General features: G+C 38.2%; 13 protein-coding genes and 1 pseudogene. 1 reads left to right on the top strand and 13 read right to left on the bottom strand.

All coding sequences use genetic code 11. The features are described from left to right. Window positions 1-48 precede the first annotated feature (48 nt). Entirely contained in the window at window positions 49-900 is an 852-nt protein-coding gene (locus ACWPV5_RS01670; protein ID WP_454382045.1) for a MurR/RpiR family transcriptional regulator, read from the top strand. 217 nt (window positions 901-1,117) lie between these two features. Here the strand turns inward: ACWPV5_RS01670 and ACWPV5_RS01665 are convergent, their stop codons facing one another. The 13 genes and pseudogenes from ACWPV5_RS01665 to ACWPV5_RS01605 form a co-directional block, all read right to left on the bottom strand. Continuing rightward, on the bottom strand, window positions 1,118-1,546 hold the full coding sequence (locus ACWPV5_RS01665) for a GNAT family N-acetyltransferase (protein WP_454382044.1): 429 nt from the start codon (window positions 1,544-1,546) through the stop codon (window positions 1,118-1,120). Window positions 1,547-1,912: 366 nt separating this feature from the next. Continuing rightward, window positions 1,913-2,797, bottom strand: coding sequence for an ROK family protein (locus ACWPV5_RS01660; protein ID WP_454382043.1), 885 nt, complete (start codon window positions 2,795-2,797; stop codon window positions 1,913-1,915). A 17-nt stretch (window positions 2,798-2,814) separates the two neighbouring features. Further along, complete coding sequence (locus ACWPV5_RS01655; protein WP_001281525.1) at window positions 2,815-3,732, bottom strand: dihydrodipicolinate synthase family protein; 918 nt, start codon at window positions 3,730-3,732, stop codon at window positions 2,815-2,817. Window positions 3,733-3,905: 173 nt separating this feature from the next. Further along, window positions 3,906-4,550 carry a YesL family protein gene (locus ACWPV5_RS01650; RefSeq protein ID WP_261036569.1) on the bottom strand — a complete coding sequence of 215 codons (645 nt, stop codon included), beginning with the start codon at window positions 4,548-4,550 and terminating at the stop codon, window positions 3,906-3,908. Window positions 4,551-4,632: 82 nt separating this feature from the next. Then, on the bottom strand, window positions 4,633-4,827 hold the full coding sequence (locus tag ACWPV5_RS01645) for a hypothetical protein (protein ID WP_025169385.1): 195 nt from the start codon (window positions 4,825-4,827) through the stop codon (window positions 4,633-4,635). Between the two features lie 9 nt (window positions 4,828-4,836). Then, a complete protein-coding gene (locus ACWPV5_RS01640) occupies window positions 4,837-5,034 on the bottom strand; it encodes a hypothetical protein (RefSeq protein ID WP_454383423.1) in 198 nt (65 codons plus the stop codon). 112 nt (window positions 5,035-5,146) lie between these two features. Next, entirely contained in the window at window positions 5,147-5,599 is a 453-nt protein-coding gene (locus ACWPV5_RS01635) for a YhcH/YjgK/YiaL family protein (RefSeq protein ID WP_000575436.1), read from the bottom strand. A gap of 125 nt (window positions 5,600-5,724) precedes the next feature. Further along, the gene (locus tag ACWPV5_RS01630) at window positions 5,725-6,564 is read right to left on the bottom strand and encodes a carbohydrate ABC transporter permease (RefSeq protein WP_153223582.1); all 840 of its coding nucleotides are present in this window, start codon (window positions 6,562-6,564) and stop codon (window positions 5,725-5,727) included. Window positions 6,565-6,579: 15 nt separating this feature from the next. Beyond that, a complete protein-coding gene (locus ACWPV5_RS01625; protein WP_153223647.1) occupies window positions 6,580-7,446 on the bottom strand; it encodes a carbohydrate ABC transporter permease in 867 nt (288 codons plus the stop codon). A gap of 155 nt (window positions 7,447-7,601) precedes the next feature. Beyond that, window positions 7,602-8,930: an ABC transporter substrate-binding protein gene (locus tag ACWPV5_RS01620; RefSeq protein ID WP_414395925.1), complete on the bottom strand. Its 1,329-nt coding sequence runs from the start codon at window positions 8,928-8,930 to the stop codon at window positions 7,602-7,604. Between the two features lie 112 nt (window positions 8,931-9,042). Next, on the bottom strand, window positions 9,043-9,741 hold the full coding sequence (locus ACWPV5_RS01615; RefSeq protein WP_001135682.1) for an N-acetylmannosamine-6-phosphate 2-epimerase: 699 nt from the start codon (window positions 9,739-9,741) through the stop codon (window positions 9,043-9,045). Between the two features lie 172 nt (window positions 9,742-9,913). Further along, window positions 9,914-10,261: pseudogene (locus ACWPV5_RS01610) on the bottom strand (Gfo/Idh/MocA family oxidoreductase); the annotation flags it as partial. 100 nt (window positions 10,262-10,361) lie between these two features. Further along, window positions 10,362-16,523, bottom strand: coding sequence for an SIALI-17 repeat-containing surface protein (locus ACWPV5_RS01605; RefSeq protein WP_454382042.1), 6,162 nt, complete (start codon window positions 16,521-16,523; stop codon window positions 10,362-10,364). Window positions 16,524-16,907 lie beyond the last annotated feature (384 nt).

The raw sequence follows: 16,907 nt of genomic DNA, 5'->3' as shown, positions 1-16,907 counted from the left end.
AATAATCTAGTCTTTTTCCAACACGACTCATTTAAAGGAGCCTTCCCTATGGACAAACCAGATATCACAACTATCATTGATTCACATTTTGAAGAAATGACAGACCTAGAGCAAGAAATCGCTCGCTATTTTTTGCAAACTGAAACGATTACAGATGATTTATCTTCTCAACAGGTCACTCAAAAATTACATATTTCTCAAGCTGCTTTGACCCGCTTTGCTAAAAAGTGTGGCTTTACTGGCTACCGAGAATTTATTTTCCAATACCAACATCAGACAGAAAATCAAGTCAACCAAGTCTCCAAGCACAGTCCACTGACCAAACGAGTCCTCAGAAGCTATAGCAATATGAGGGAACAAACACAAGACTTGATTGACGAAGTCCAACTAGAACGAATTGCCCAATTAATCGAAGATGCTGAGCGTGTCTACTTCTTCGGAACAGGGAGTTCTGGTCTTGTTGCTCGTGAAATGAAATTACGCTTCATGCGTCTGGGTGTGGTCTGCGAGGCTTTGACCGATCAAGACGGCTTTGCTTGGACAACCAGCATTATGGACGAAAATTGTCTCGTACTTGGTTTCTCACTTTCTGGCACAACTCCCTCTATTTTAGACAGTTTATTAGATGCCAAGGAGATGGGGGCAAAGACTGTACTCTTTTCAAGTGTTCCCAATAAAGATAGTCAGGCCTACACAGAGACCGTTCTCGTTGCTAGCCACAGCCAACCTTCCTATATCCAACGAATATCCGCTCAACTTCCTATGCTCTTCTTTATCGATTTGATTTATGCCTACTTTTTGGAAATCAATCGCGAAAGCAAGGAAAAAATCTTTAATAGCTACTGGGAAAATAAAAAACTCAACGGCTATCGTAGACAAAAACGTGTCAGAAAATCCTAGTTTGGCTGAGCCAAACTAGGATTGTTTTGTTTTAAAGTGATAATAAGCTCATAGGTGGTCTTTCCAACTTTTCTCTTTCTGTTAATGCTTTTTATCTGCGTTTTTAAGTTCTTCCATAAATTCTCCTTTCCATTTTTAAATTTTTAACAAAAAAGAAAGTATCGGCTATTTACTTTCTCTTGGTAATATCCTATTTTTTACTTGAAAAAACTGGGATTTAACGATTCCATACCATTATCAATTCTTTTTCTCCCGTATTACTATCTAAACTTTCAGATTGAATGCTAAATTCCTCTCGCAGGTAAAATTGAATGGCTCTCTGATTTTTTTGATAAACGTTCAATCTTAGAGTGGACTTGATTTTCTTCACATGATCCAATAGCTGTTTTCCGGCTCCCTTTGACTGTGCTACCTCTTTTATAAAGATTCCTTCAATATAGTCGTCATTTAATCCAATAAATCCATCGATCCTGTTCGCACTGTCAATTTCATGTACATATATTTCTGCAAGTGGTAGCATTTCTTTTACCACATCAAAATTGTTTTTCCAGTAATCAGGAGATATAAAACTATGTACCTGAACATTCGTAATTAACCATATTTGCATTACTGCATCTAAATCACTGTCAGAATATTTCCTGATCATTTCACTATCTCCATAAATTCTAATTTGTCAATTTCTCATCTAACTCATTATATCACTTTTTCTTCCCAGCTTAAGTTTAGTATTTAGAAACAAAGTAAAGAGCTTACATCAGCTTCTACGGCTATCTTAAAGGGAATCTCCTCTCATATATTTTTCGATGATAGGAAATCTGCTCCTAACGTTCTTTTTTGTAATTCTTCTTTGTCTTTCTCATACCAATAAAGCAATGTCGCATGATAGTCTTGGTAGGTCTTTCCGCTATTTTGCATATAATTTATAGCTTTTCTATCATCAAAAAAAGAATTAAGTAGAACATTTTTCACTCGAGTAGTGATTAAATGCTCTTCTTAATTCTATAACTCCAAACTAGGATTGTTTTGTTTTAAAATGATAATAAGCTCCCAACATACCTGCTGTATTTTGATGATGGGCGAATTCTAATCTTGTTTTCTCAGCCAAACTTGGTACCAAAGCCTCTTTCAAGGCTGTGCGGATCTTGGGTTTGAGGATAGCCTCTTGTCCCATGATACCACCACCGAGAATGACTACTTCTGGATTAGCCACATAGCAAATATTTGCCAGACCTTTTCCTAGATAGTCTACCATACGGTCAATACCAGCCATACAAATCTTGTTGCCTTCAGTGGCTTCCTTAAAGATGCGTCGGCCATTCCACTGATCAACATCTTCTCCATGTGCTTCAGCTACATATTTCACTAAAGCTGTTGTAGAAGCCAAATCTTGGAACGCTCCATCCTGCATATGCATATAACCAACTTCGCAGGCTGAATTGCTAAAACCATGGAAGACTTTCCCATCCATAATCAAACAACCACCGATACCTGTTCCAATAGTCAAGCAAAGGGTGACACTCGCTCCCTTGCCTGAACCAGATACCGCCTCAGCAAGGCCTGCACAGTTAACATCATTTTCAATTTCACAAGGAATATCAAAGCTAGTCTCGATTTCCTTCTTGAACTGTGTACCTGCATAGTTTGGAATCTGTGGGCCTGCATAGAAAATCTCACCCTTGTCAGGATCCACCATACCTGCTGAAGAAATGGCAACACCTGCTACAGAATCTTTTTCAAGATAACTAGCTACAATCTGTTTGGTTTTCTCTAAAATATGGGGGCCACCCTTATGTGCCTCTGTCGGTATCTCATGCGATTCAAGAAGTTGCCCCTCTTGATCAACCAAACCATACTTGATGTTAGTTCCACCGATATCAATTGCAATGTAGTTAGTCATAAATACCTCCTTATGGATTAGAGGAAGCGCTCCTTAGTTTCACGAATCAAGGCTGCAGCTGCTTCCACAACTGGACGATCTTCTTCAGTCACTGGTGTCAAAGGTGAACGAACAGATCCAATATTAAGTCCTTCATTGATCTTCAAGACTTCTTTAATGACACCATACATATTTCCATGTGCAGAAGTGAGTTTACCAATGATAGCGTTGATAGCGTATTGTAATTCACGCGCTGTTTCCAAATCTTTATCCGCAATCAATTGGTTAAGTTTCAAGAAGAGTTCTGGCATAGCACCGTAAGTACCACCGATACCAGCTTTAGCACCCATGAGACGGCCACCTAAGAACTGTTCATCTGGACCATTGAAGACGATATGGTCTTCTCCACCGAGGCTCACAAAGGTTTGGATATCTTGTACTGGCATAGAAGAGTTCTTAACACCGATAACACGAGGATTTTTCAACATTTCTGTGTAAAGGCTTGGAGTCAAAGCAACCCCTGCCAATTGAGGAATGTTATAAATCACGTAGTCTGTATTTGGAGCTGCAGAACTGATATCGTTCCAATATTTAGCAACTGAGTATTCTGGCAAGCGGAAATAAATCGGCGGAATCGTTGCAATAGCATCTACTCCCAAACTTTCTGCATGGCGAGCCAGTTCCATACTGTCTTTAGTATTGTTGCAAGCTACGTGAGCAATGATTGTCAATTTGCCCTTGGCAACTGCCATCACTTCTTCCAAAATCAACTTGCGGTCTTCAACGCTTTGGTAGATACATTCACCAGAAGAACCATTGACATAGAGACCTTGAACACCTTTATCAATGAAGTATTGAACCAAGGCACGTGTACGTTCTGGACTTACTTCTCCTTGTTCATCATAACATGCGTAGAAGGCTGGAATGACACCTTCGTATTTTTTTAAATCTGACATAGATTTTCTCCTATTATTTTTATTTTCTGCTAAAGCAGATTCTTTCTTTACTTCTTTAGTATACACTTTACCGAAAAGGCTTTCAATATCTTGTAGACACTTAGATTTTAGTTTCTTGCTTATAGAATAGCGTTTGGAGCCTTTGAAAGTAGTTTCAGAAATAATTGCAACCCTTACTCATACTTAGCAAATAGCTTTTCCATCACTCCTACTTGTAAAAAAGCAAGAAGTCCAAAACCAAAAAGAATAAAAGCTGATCCTCCCAATAGAAGGGTAAAGGCTGATAGATATAGAATCATCAAAATCAAAAAGATAATTACGATCATCAAGATAAACCAAGGAGCATTAAAACTAGCCAACATTAATCCTTTTTGAAGAATTTCTTTCCAAGATAGGTCATAACGTGCCGCAATAGGGTAACTAGCCAACATCACAATAGTGAGGAAGATAAGAATACCTAGACAAATAGCTTTCACCAATTGGAAGGGCAGAGCTGTTTGACCCCAGAAAAGATAGAGATCTGAAAGAGTTAGAAACACAATTCCTAACTCCAACAACCCCAACTGAAAACCTAGTTTCAGATTTTGTCTGAAAACTCTTAGATAGGTTCTAAAAACTGGAACACGTCTACTTTGCTTGACTTCAAACATCGTCTGATAGAGACTAATTTTGGCTACCCCAATCGTTACAACCGGTAAACAAGTTACTACAAAGAGAAGATTGACTGTTACAATATCTAAAACTTTCTCACTAATTCGCATTAGAAAATTATCTGTATCAAATGCAGCCTTGATGAGACTTCTTCCTTTTTGTGACATGTTTGCTCCTCCATCATTTTTCTTTGTAAACTGTTTTCTTTTTTGTCAGTAAAGCTTTCATAAGTCCCTACCATGAACAAATCTATTTTTTCTTTTTTCTTTTGGACTTTTTTCTATTTTTATCTATGGACATATAATCTATATATATCCCGGACAGCGAAGCAATTAAAATAGTACTCCAAGTATGCTCATTAAATCCATCTAGCCCTCCACGGACTATCATTGCAAGCACTGTCCAAGCTAACATATTCAATAAAAAAATACAAAGTGCTTTCATTCTCGCATTTTAAAAGTTTATACGACCATTGTTAGGGATTTTATCATGTGCATCCCAAGCTGCAGCAATATTGTAGGCAAAATTACCATATACATCAGCTACATTCACAGCTATTCGTAAAATCCATCCAGAAATCTTGGTCAATAGTCCTACTCTTGCTGCCGCAGACATAGAGACTCTGTTAAGCTTCTCTCCTGCCATACCTATAGCATTTCTGAATAAACATACTGACAATAAGATCTCATTTCTCTACCTCACAAATATAAATATCATAGTAGAGTATTATCAAAACCTCACAGAAAAGCAGTTCATATTATTTCTAATCAATTAAAATTTTAAACAAATACTTGCGGACTTGATCTTCCATACCTGCATAACCATTTGGTTGATGTGGCTCTCCTGGGAAGAAAATCGCAAAATTGTGATAACCCAACAAGAGTGGGTAATGTTCATGACAATGGACAAAACCAATGTCACTTGCTTCGTCAAATGCTACTGCTTCATCTTTAATACGTGAACCGTAGCTAGAATATTCATGCCCTTCTACCAACAAATGCAAGTCTGCATAGTTCTTGTGATGTTCAAACTGGTCATTTTCAGCTTTATTTAGGACATTTTCTTGAACAACTAGAAAGACCTTGTCACCATCAATATCATATTTTCCTAACTCGAACGAATCTTTACGATGTTCATAAAGATAATCAATTGCCTTGTCAAGATTTGGATGAATTCCTTTATAAAAGCTAATATTTTTCAAATCGTCAAAAATCATTATTTTCTCCTTTAAAAATCGTCATTAAGCGATTAAAACTAACACCTCCAACAGTGTCATTTACTGTCGGAGGCTTTTAGATAGTGCTAGCAATAGCCAATTGATACTGTAAAAGAAATCGTTTCTTATCCTTTAACAGCTCCCATAGTAATACCTTGTGTGAAGGATTTTTGGAAGACTAAGAAGACTGTTACGATTGGCACAGCAGCAAGAGCTGCACCTGCCATGATTAAACCATAGTTGGTTGCCATTTCGGCTTGCATGGTCGCAACACCGAGTGAAATAGTCAAATTGTTACGTGAAGTCAACATTACCAACTGCATGAAGTAGTCGTTCCAAGTATTGATGAAGGTAAAGATTGCAAGAGCCGCAAACCCTGGTTTCACAATTGGGAAGGCTACGCTCCAGAAAGTACGAATCTCACCACAACCATCGATTTTAGCTGATTCAAGCAACTCTGTTGGAATATTTTCACTAAATTGTTTCATAAGGAAGACCCCAAATGGCCATCCAATCAAAGGCAAGATAACTGCCCAGAGAGTATCGTGGATTCCCATGAAGTTGACGATACGTACCAATGGTACAAGGACAACTTGTTTTGGAAGAGCCATGGCAGCAATAAAGATTGCAAAGAGGATACGTTGACCATAGAAACGTTTTTTAGCCAATACATAACCTGCTAGAGATGAAGTTGCACAGACTAAGAACATGGTTACCAATGAGATAAATACTGAGTTCCACATCCACTGCATAGCAGGGTTTTGTACCATGAGTTGTTGGAAGTTTTCCATGGTTGGCATTTTAGGGAACCATTGTGGTGGAATCATAATGGTATCAGGCTGTGACTTGAAGGCACCTGTCAAAATCCAGTAGAATGGAAAGATGAACAGCACAGTCAACAAGAGCAAAATGATTGTTGAAATAACAGTAAAGGCTGTTAATGGTTTTTTTTCTGTAGATTGCATAGCTGTCTCCTTTCTTTAGTATTCTACGTCGTTTCCGAGTACTTTAAATTGAACAAAACTTACGATAGCAATCATAACTGCCAAGAAGACACCAATTGTGTTGGCATAGCCATACTCTGTCAATTGGAAGGCTTTTTCGTATAGGTAGTACATCAAGGTGCTTGTAGAGTAGTTTGGACCACCAGATGTCAAAAGCTGAATCAAGGCAAAACATTGGAATGAATTAATTGTTGTGATGATTGCGATATAAAGAGTTGTTGGAAGAAGGCTTGGCCATTTAATCTTCCAGAAAACTTGAAACTCAGTTGCACCATCAACGCGGGCAGCTTCGACCAATGAATTATCAATATTACCCATAGCAGCGATGTAGAGGATAATCGGTTGACCAACTGAAGTTGTCAAGAGGATAATCATAATTGCCATCAATGCCCAGTGCTTATCACCAAGCCATGAAATGTTTTGAGAAATAATATGACTTGATTTAAGAACAAAGTTCAAGATACCTGATAGTGGATCATAAATCCATTTCCATACAACTGTTACGGCAACACTACCTGTAACAACTGGAAGGAAGAATACGAAACGATAGAAAGATCTAGCGATAGCATTTTGATGGTAGGTTTGTGACGCTACAAAGAGCGAGAAGAGAACAACTACAGGAACTGATCCAATAACCAAAATAACTGTGTTAATCAGAGATTTTGTAAAGACAGGATCTTTAAACATACGGATATAGTTATCTAAGCCCACAAATTGGAAACTAGTCATAGAATAGTTAAAGAAACTTGTGATGAAGCCCATAATCATTGGTGCTAAAACAAAGACAACAAAGAAGAATAAAACTGGCGCTAGGAAAGCATAAGAAATAACGGTTTCTCTCATACGAATTTTATTAACTTTCACTGTAGGCACCTCTCTTTCCTTTTCTTTTTATTGATAATCTCCTAAGAGAATGATGATTTACCTTTTAAATAAAAGCCCCCTTTTCTTACACAAGCGTGCAAAGGGAAAAGGGGCTACAAAATCTGGTTTAGGGTTTATTGTTTAGTAGCTTTTTTGATAGTTTCGTTTGCTTTTTCAGTAAATGCTTTCAATGCATCAGCTGGTTTTTGGTCGCCATTTGAAACTGATTGCAACATTGGGAACCATAGAGTTCTCATTTCTGCAAAACCATCAATTGTATTGTAGTATGGAGAGTAGTACTTAGTCCAAGCACCGATTGTTTCCATACGTTTGTCTTCATAGAGTTTACCAAATGATGTACGAACTGGGAATGCTCCTGTACGAACAACATCTTTTGGACCCCATTCTTTATCATCTGCGATAAATTGAACAAATTTCTTAGAAGCAGCAACTTTCTTGTCGTCCTTGTTGTTGAATACTGCAAATCCGTTTACAAGGTACTCAAGAGCTGGTTTACCAGAATCAGATGGGAATGGTACTTCTACTACTTCTACTTTACTTGCTTCCAAGAGTTTAGCTTGGATACCATTTTGAGCTGGTGCCCAAAGGATTGTGTAAGATGTTTGACCGTTAGCAAAGTTTTGGATGTCTGCACCACCATCAAATTGTGAACCATTGTTCAACAAACCATCTTTAATCCAGCTAGCTGCTTTTTCAAGACCTTTAACGAATTTAGGATCATCAGTTGTATACTTAGTAACATCTTTATCTGTTACAGAAGCTCCGTAAAGGTTTGCTACAAAGGCACGTGTTCCTTGGTCTCCCCCTTGACCTGAACTGAACAATGAACCTGGTGTATAGCCTTTAGCTTTGAGTGCTTTCAATACTTTTTCAAAGTCGTCTGTTGTCCAGCCTTCTTTTACAAGATTCGCAACTCCAGCTTCTTCCAACATTTTCTTGTTCATAGCCATGTAGAATGGTGCTGAACTGATTGGATACATATAAGCTTTATCGCCAGCTTTACTTGCTTTTACAATGTTTTCATTGTTGACATCTTTAACAAAGTCATCTGTGAAGAGATCGTTCAAGTCAGCCAATTTTCCATTTTTACCGTATTGGATGATACGTCCTGGTGCGTCAAAGAGGACGTCCGGAGCTGTACCGGCTTCGATAGCTGTAGTGATTTTTTCTGGACCTGACTTAAAGTCGATGGTTTCCAATTTCACTTTAACATCTGGGTTTGCTTTTTCAAAGGCTGCGATGATAGATTTTTCATAAGTTCCAACACCGTCACCAGTTTTTTCTTGAGTGAAGACTGGGAATGCCCACCAAGTGATTTCTGTTTTTCCGCTATCGCTACCAGATTTTGCAGCATCTTTACTTCCACCAGAATTTCCACAAGCAGCAAGACCAAGAATCGCAGCACCCGCAAGCACTGTACAAGCTAGTTTTCTAAATTTCATTTGTATTCTCCTATTTATAAGCGTATCCATATTGGATAATGAGTTCTTTGCATCTGTATACGTTTTCATTTTATCCGACGCTTCCACCACTCTCCTCTGTTTTGAGATTGTGTTATTTAAGACCAGCAACAAAGCGTTCTGTAATCTCTTTTGGTCTAGTAATAGCCCCACCAACAACAATACCTCGCACTCCATATCCTAGGATTTGTTTGGCTTGTTCTGGTGTATGAATTTTCCCTTCAGCGATAACATCTACACCCGCATCACAGAGCTTCTTGATTAGTTCAAAGTCTGGACCGTCCACTTTTGGACTGTAAGATGTGTAACCTGATAAGGTTGTTCCTACAAAGTCAATTCCTGCTTCTACAGCTGCTAGACCTTCTTCGAAGGTACTTGTATCAGCCATCAAAAGCTGGTTAGGATATTTTTCCTTGACCTGACGGATAAACTCCTGAATCTCTAAACCATCGTAGCGTTCACGCTTGGTACAATCCAGAGCAATGACCTCAATGTCTAGCTCTGCTAGTTCATCAACTTCTTTCATAGTAGCAGTGATGAATGGTTCTTGAGGTGGATAATCTCGTTTGATAATCCCTATAATCGGAAGTTTTGTAACCTCTTTGATTTCCTTGATATCACGAACACTGTTTGCTCGGATACCGACTGCTCCACCTTGCTCAGCCGCTTTGACCAGCAAGGGGATAACTCCTCCCGCTTCTGTATAAAGCGGTTCGTGAGGAAGGGCCTGACAAGAAACAATGATTCCATCTTTAATTTGATTAATCAAGGCTTCTTTAGTAATCTGTGGCATCCTTTTTCCTCCTTTTCCTTTTTTCTTATGAGACAATTATATACTATTTTTAAAGCGCTTTCAATAGTTTGTAGTAGAATAGATTTCAGTTTTAAAAAGAAAGCAAGTCAAACACCCCCTTTAAAAGTACTTTCAAAGGGGTGCTTGACTTATTATAAGAGAATACCGATATTTATTTTACTATCTCAGATAGCTTCACTTTGCGATCTTCAAACATAGATTGGGTACAAGCATCTGCAGTAGCAATTGCTTCTAGAGCAGCTTCACCTGTCAATAGTTTGGCAAATTCTTCTGATACTGGAGCTCCTTGCATAATCTCATGCAGATAGCGCATTTCTTTATCAATGACAGATGATAACCATAATGGAGTACGCTTACCTGGTTTACCATAAGCAATTGCCCCATCCATTTCTGTACTATGATAGATACGAGTCCGATCATCATCTTCTTCTTGCGATTCATGAATCAAGAAATAACTTTCTTGTCCATCTAGCTTAAGAGTTCCTTTACAGCTGTAAACGAATCCTAAAAAACCAGCCTAAAATCCTAACTCATTTTTAGGATTCTAGACTGGTTTATTTTATATGAACCTAAAAGTTCAACGAACAACTATAGACAAACTAACTGTCTTTTCGCTTATAAGAAATCATTGCTCCAAGGAACACTCCTACGAAACCAAATAAGATTGTTAGTGATGAAGCAGACTCACCTGTATTTGGTAACATAGTTTGTTCATTGTTACTTACTTTATTCTCTGATTGGTTTGATTCTGAGTGTTGATTTGTAGATAACAATTTAGGTGAGGGTGAAATCTCCTCCTCTTTTTTATCTTTTGTAGGATTATCAAGTGCTAGATTATTGACAGAGAGTCGGAAAGTCATAGCATAGATACTAAAGTGGTTGGTTTCAAAAATGACCTTTCCATCTTTTTGTGTGAATTCAAGAGGATGTAGATTCCCTTCTGGATCCACATAATAAACATGTTCAACAGACTGATCTGTAGCAAAAGTAACAAGGACTTTTCCTTCAGGTTGAACATATCTGCCATTTGCATCCTTCAATTTGATATCAAATGCTTTATAGTTTAATGAATCGAAACCGCTAACTTTTACTTCCTCTATTTGTACAGTTTTAACATTTTTCAAAACTTCATCTGAAGCTTGAACTCGAACACTTCCTGCTTTATTTTTGAAAATACGTTGTGAACGAGCAAGAACTGGGATTACTTGATTAGAGTTTGCTTCATTTTCACTTTCTCTATTATCTACTTGTTTATCAGTAGATTTTACTACTGAATCTCCTGCTGTAGCTAATGGTCCTGTATAATCTTCTATATCATGAACTGCACTAGCTACTGCATTTACTCCTCCCCGATAATCCTCTTTTTCCTCAAGAAGAGCCATTACTGAGTTAACTCCACCTGTAAACTCAGGGTGTTCTACTATTGGGGCTGATTCTTCACCTACTGTTGATACAAAACCTTGGTATTCTGGAACTTCTGTAACAAGAGACTCGCCATTTACTCCGCCTCTAAACTCAGGGTGTTCTACTATTGGGGCTGATTCTTCACCTACTGTTGATACAAAACCTTGGTATTCTGGAACTTCTGCAACAAGAGATTCGCCATTTACTCCGCCTCTAAATTCAGGGTGCTCCACTATTGGTGCTGCCTCCTCACCTACTGTTGATACAAAACCTTGGTATTCTGGAACTTCTGTAACAAGAGACTCGCCATTTACTCCGCCTCTAAATTCAGGGTGCTCCACTATTGGGGCTGCCTCCTCACCTACTGTTGATACAAAACCTTGATATTCTGGAACTTCTGTAACAAGAGACTCGCCATTTACTCCGCCTCTAAATTCAGGGTGCTCCACTATTGGGGCTGCCTCCTCACCTACTGTTGATAGAATACCTTGATATTCTGGAACTTCTGTAACAAGAGACTCGCCATTTACTCCGCCTCTAAATTCAGGGTGCTCCACTATTGGTGCTGCTTCCTCACCTACTGTTGATAGAATACCTTGATATTCTGGAACTTCTGTAACAAGAGACTCGCCATTTACTCCGCCTGTGAAGTCAGATGTTGCTACTGTCGGTGTTGCTTCCTCACCAGATGTACCCAAGTCACCTGTATAATCTTTGATATCATAAGTTGCACTCTCCACAGCATTTATTCCGCCAGGAATTCCAGCTCCAGCAAGGTTGACTGTCAAATTGTGTATACTTTCAATACTACCGTCAGCTATACCAGTAATTTCCTGACCGACATCTTTCTTATTTGCCGCAAACAAAAGAGTTTTTGAATCATACTGAGTCATAAAGACGGCTGTACTTCCATTCGCTAATCGCAAAGTAGGGGCTTGGTTTACCAAAACTTCTGAATCAAACTCAAGACCAATAACGCCTTTCCCCATTTCAAGCACTTGATTTACTCTAGCTTCTGTTGGGGAAAGAAAATCTTTGCTCACAAAATCCCAATTGAATTTTTTATACGATAAGGTATAGTAGTTTTGACCATTTTCCCTGTGTTCGTATAACAAACCATACTCACCGTTCCCCAATTCTTGCAGTGAATTATAAGCAAATTCCCCACCTTGAATCAGATTATGTTTCAACCAAGTTAACTCGCCATTCTTTTCAACACGTGCCAAATGAACCAAACCATCTTTTCGTTCACGTCCTGGTCCAGCAGCATTGCTAAGAAGAACATATTCTTTCCCATCATGCATCGTATGAATAGCTGACATTTGAACGTAGGCATCTTTCACTTCTGGATAACGTTTGATTGTTTTCTCCCAAGTAACGCCACCATCTTTACTAGTAGCAACCTGAAGATCTCCAGTTAAACCACGCATGAAGAGTTTGACATCGCCATTATTTAATTGGAGAACAGTTGATTCTGTATTTTGTGCACCACCATTATTCATCGTAGATGAATGAATAACTCCATTTCCTACAGGTCGGTTATCATTTGGTGCTTCTCCAGCATGCCAAGTTACTCCATGATCATCTGAGTAAATCAAACGCGAAGACTGTGAACCACCTAAATGCGAAATATTGTTTGTGGTGTAAGTAGGCACCAATATCCGCCCCTTATGCTCGCCTGTACGTAATACAATACCTGTACCAGGGCCTGTTCCAAGGAATTTCATCCAATCTTGGCGAATACCCAGTGTAATATCTCTTGGTGCAGACCAAGTCTGCCCATCATCATCACTATAAGACATCCACAAATAGCTAGTATTGGCTACTCTAAATGGATTTTTATCACTTGACTTAAAGTAGATATTTCCAACCAGTTCTTTATCTTTATATAGATTTCCTTTATCTCTATATCCAGCCTCTGTCGGATTTACTACAACTCGGTAGTTTGTTTTTTGGTTTTGTGAATTGAAAATCTCCCCATTCTCTCTTAGAGTATAATGTTCTGTCTCGCCTTGCTTGTAGAGGATCTGATAGGTTTTATCTCCTATCTGTTCATAAGCCTTTTCTGGGTGATCTGGCATACCAAAAACTGCTCGCCCTTCTGGGAACATATCATAAACTGAAAAAATTCGTTTGGTTGTTGGATCTTGAACCAAAACCATATCAATATTAAGGGGCGATGGTGCAGCTGCATCCTTGGCTTCTGGATTGTCACGAAGGTTAGAAATCGTAATTTTATCTCCCCAAGTCTGTCCGTTATCTTGACTACGGCGGACTACCATACCGATATCACCATAGTCAAGATGATGTAAACGACGTTCGTCTCCAGCAGCAAGCAAGGTTCCCTTATCCGTTTTCAGCAAAGCCGGAATTCGATAACTCTTGATTCCCTCTTTATTGACTTTCCCATTGACTCCACTTTCAAAAACATCTTTTTTGTCAGTGACTTGAGCACCTTCAGGTAACTTTTTGACTAAATCTGCTCGCTCAAATAACTGACTACGTGTTTTAACTTCTTCAGGCTTCAAGGCACGATCATATACAGTCAGATTACGAACCTGAAGATTTGATCCCCACATTGTTTGGTTTGCTCTCTTAGTAGCTCCAATCTGAACCTTATTGACATCTGGCATATCTTGAATAAAACGACCAGATTTTGTATTTGTTCTAGATAAAACTCCATTGACATATAAACGAACTTGTCCATTTGGTTGGTCTGCTTTTGGTCTTTCCACTGTGAAAGTAACCGAATTCCATTGACCAGGTTTTACTTTAAGCGGTGCATCTGAATAACTTCCGTAGAAATGATTTCCATCAGCTCCTCGTGCTTCGACCATTGCAGTACCTTTATTAACAGACATACTGAAATATTCGTCTCTTTTCTTATCACTTGATACAGAAAAGAGATTATAGAATTGCGGAGCGTTAGCATCTGGTTTAAACTCCATATGAATAGTCGCATTTTGAAGATGTTTTAACTTATCTAATGCTTCTACCAAATCAACTCTTTGCCCATTTTCATCATTCGTAGCAAGGTCTTCTTTTTCAAATACAGTTTTAACATTCTTCAAGTCTCTAGCAAAGTAATCACGCGGAGGAAGCACAACGTTATATGCACTTTCAGTTTTTTCAGGGAGATTTTCAGAATTTCCTTCTTTGTTAGTAGGTTTCTCTTCTTTCAAGCTTTCCTTGCTAATTTCAACTCCATTGTCAGTTGCTGAAGCCAACTTTTCAGCTAGTTCCTTATCCAAATCCTGTTTAGGTGATGTTACTTCTTTATCTTTCACATAAACTGGGGATTTTGGTTGACCATCAATATAGGAACGAACCCAATCTAATTGTTCTTTTGATAAAACTAAACCACCACTACGATTATCAATAACTCCATTTTGATGAACTCCGATTAAAACACCTTTATCATTGTATAGTCCACCACCAGATGCCCCAGGTTTCGTACCTCCATAGCTGATTCCCTCTATACCTGAACCAAAGTCAGTAGTTCCTACTACTTTACTATCTAAAACTGGACTTAGCTTGTTATCTGGGAAACCATAAACCGAAACTGTATTTCCTTCTGTAACTTTTGCAGATTGCTTCACGACTTCTACAGGAGTTACTCCTTTTACTGCTTCTTTTAATCGAACGAGAGCTAAGTCATTTTTAAAGCCAAAAACAGACTCTGCTTTGTTCCAATAAGCAATCTCTTCATCAGAAAAATTGATAAAAGTTCCATTTGGTAACGTAGCCTTATAAACTGTATTTTCTTTCCCTGACTTTGTAACAACCTTAGAACCATTAACTGTTAAAAAGTTATGTGCTACAGTTAATAACAAATTAGGGGCAATTAATGTTGCCGAACCTGTTCCATCGGGTGTTAAGATATGCGTAGTTGCTTGGAAATTTTGTTCTCCATTTGGTGCATTTTTTACTATTTCACTTGGTTTTGGTAAGTTTGCAGTTCCACTTAAATCAACTTTCCCAACCTCCGTACGAGCAAAATCAGTTTTTGGAGCTACTGAGTCTAACACAGCTTTAATAACCGTATTTCCTAGAGCTATTTTACTTACATAATCACCAGACCAACTAGTATCCGTGACTAACTTATTGATAGGAAGATTATTATAAGACACTATCTTAGCATTCGGAGAATCACCTACTAATCGATTAAAGTCTGAATCTTGTCGTAAATTGAATACGATTGGTGAGTCAACCTCACCTGTTTGCACCACCTTATCTGCAATCAAGCGATTGCCCTTCACATCTTCCAGACGAAGAAGAACTCGACCTTTTTCAACTCCACTTAATAAGGTTGCTTGACCTCTATCATTGAAACGATAGCGCGCACCATCAATTTCTTTTTCAACACTCTTTAGAGCTTTATGATTTTCGTCGTAATAGTAACGAGTCGTTCCATCTAGATACCATCCCGTGATTGCATATCTATCCACCATAGAACGAATCCACTCTTTATGCTTTTCCGTAAAGATAGTACCACCACCGATTCGATTAGCTTCTACTTCACTAGCAGTATTTGTTCCATGTTGATGGATACCAACTACTTCTCCTTTATCATTAAATAAAGGAGCGCCTGAAAAACCACCTAAAGCAGACGTATGATAAGTAACAGCACCATTTTCTTTATTAAGAGTACTTACTTTCCCTTCAACTTCATAAGGTTTTCCATCTTTTAGTCGATTTCTATTTTCTTCACTTAGATTAGAGGTTGTGAAGTCATTAGGATAGCCAACCATTCGAATCGAATTACCTGTGGCTACCTCAGTCTTACTTAGCTCTCTTGGTGAATCCTCTCCATTGGTCATAGCTTCGACAGTTTTCTTAGTTACAACCACTGCCAAGTCATTACTATAAGAGCTTCCAAAATCCTTTTCATTATAAGCATGAATAGCACCTTTATCTACAACTTCAGTACTACCTGACGTAGGAACTTTATTTACTTTCTCCGTATCTGAATTCATCACGACATAACTTTTAGCAGAATCGCCACCACGTAAAACCGCAGAGCCATCTTCAGTTTTTTTATCGTAGTAATTATGAGCAACAGTCACCATCACATTTGGTGCAACAAATACTCCACTACCTGATGCCGTTTGTTGACCACTATTACCACTATCATAGGTTGTATAGGTCATCGCTACACCATCTGCAGCATCGCTATGAACTCCCACATCTTTTATATCGTTACCCCCCTGAATAACATCAGCATAAGCAACTCCACCACCAATAACTGGTAACTCTGGTGCAGCTAAGCCAAGCACTGCGGATAATATCAAGCAACCAACCAAACCATAAGCTTTGGATTTACGGAATTTTCCTAAACCTTTTAAACATACAAACATATATTACCTCACTTTAACTTTCAAAGTTAATTTGTGCATTAGAATTCCAAACAACTTAATGAGTCCTGCAGCTTCATCCTCCTTCCTACTACACGACTTTCAATATATAATCTATTTTTAATATATATTATTTCTTTAAGTTTTAGACTTACTCTCACAGTATAACACAAGCTGGAATCGCTTGCAATTATTGGATATAAATTTTATTCATCAAATTATTTTGAAACATAAAAAAGAATGACATTTCGAAATATAGATATATATAATTTGATATATGTTCTTGCTTATGGAGAGATTTGAGTTGAATAACTATTAAGAACTTCCCATACAATTATAGCCATATAATAAACAATAATTTGTAAATAAGTGAAAACCTATTCCTCG

This window comes from Streptococcus sp. Marseille-Q7156 (genome assembly GCF_965119495.1).
The sequence above is the reverse complement of the archived record's forward strand: the minus strand, read 5'-3'. Positions and strand labels throughout refer to the sequence as shown.

Excerpts from the sequence above, each read along its gene's own strand:
- ACWPV5_RS01670 (WP_454382045.1), top strand. The coding sequence starts at position 49 with ATGGACAAACCAGATATCACAACTATCATTGATTCACATTTTGAAGAA.
- ACWPV5_RS01665 (WP_454382044.1), bottom strand. The coding sequence starts at position 1,546 with ATGATCAGGAAATATTCTGACAGTGATTTAGATGCAGTAATGCAAATA.
- ACWPV5_RS01660 (WP_454382043.1), bottom strand. The coding sequence starts at position 2,797 with ATGACTAACTACATTGCAATTGATATCGGTGGAACTAACATCAAGTAT.
- ACWPV5_RS01655 (WP_001281525.1), bottom strand. The coding sequence starts at position 3,732 with ATGTCAGATTTAAAAAAATACGAAGGTGTCATTCCAGCCTTCTACGCA.
- ACWPV5_RS01650 (WP_261036569.1), bottom strand. The coding sequence starts at position 4,550 with ATGTCACAAAAAGGAAGAAGTCTCATCAAGGCTGCATTTGATACAGAT.
- ACWPV5_RS01645 (WP_025169385.1), bottom strand. The coding sequence starts at position 4,827 with ATGAAAGCACTTTGTATTTTTTTATTGAATATGTTAGCTTGGACAGTG.
- ACWPV5_RS01635 (WP_000575436.1), bottom strand. The coding sequence starts at position 5,599 with ATGATTTTTGACGATTTGAAAAATATTAGCTTTTATAAAGGAATTCAT.
- ACWPV5_RS01630 (WP_153223582.1), bottom strand. The coding sequence starts at position 6,564 with ATGCAATCTACAGAAAAAAAACCATTAACAGCCTTTACTGTTATTTCA.
- ACWPV5_RS01625 (WP_153223647.1), bottom strand. The coding sequence starts at position 7,446 with ATGAGAGAAACCGTTATTTCTTATGCTTTCCTAGCGCCAGTTTTATTC.
- ACWPV5_RS01620 (WP_414395925.1), bottom strand. The coding sequence starts at position 8,930 with ATGAAATTTAGAAAACTAGCTTGTACAGTGCTTGCGGGTGCTGCGATT.
- ACWPV5_RS01615 (WP_001135682.1), bottom strand. The coding sequence starts at position 9,741 with ATGCCACAGATTACTAAAGAAGCCTTGATTAATCAAATTAAAGATGGA.
- ACWPV5_RS01605 (WP_454382042.1), bottom strand. The coding sequence starts at position 16,523 with ATGTTTGTATGTTTAAAAGGTTTAGGAAAATTCCGTAAATCCAAAGCT.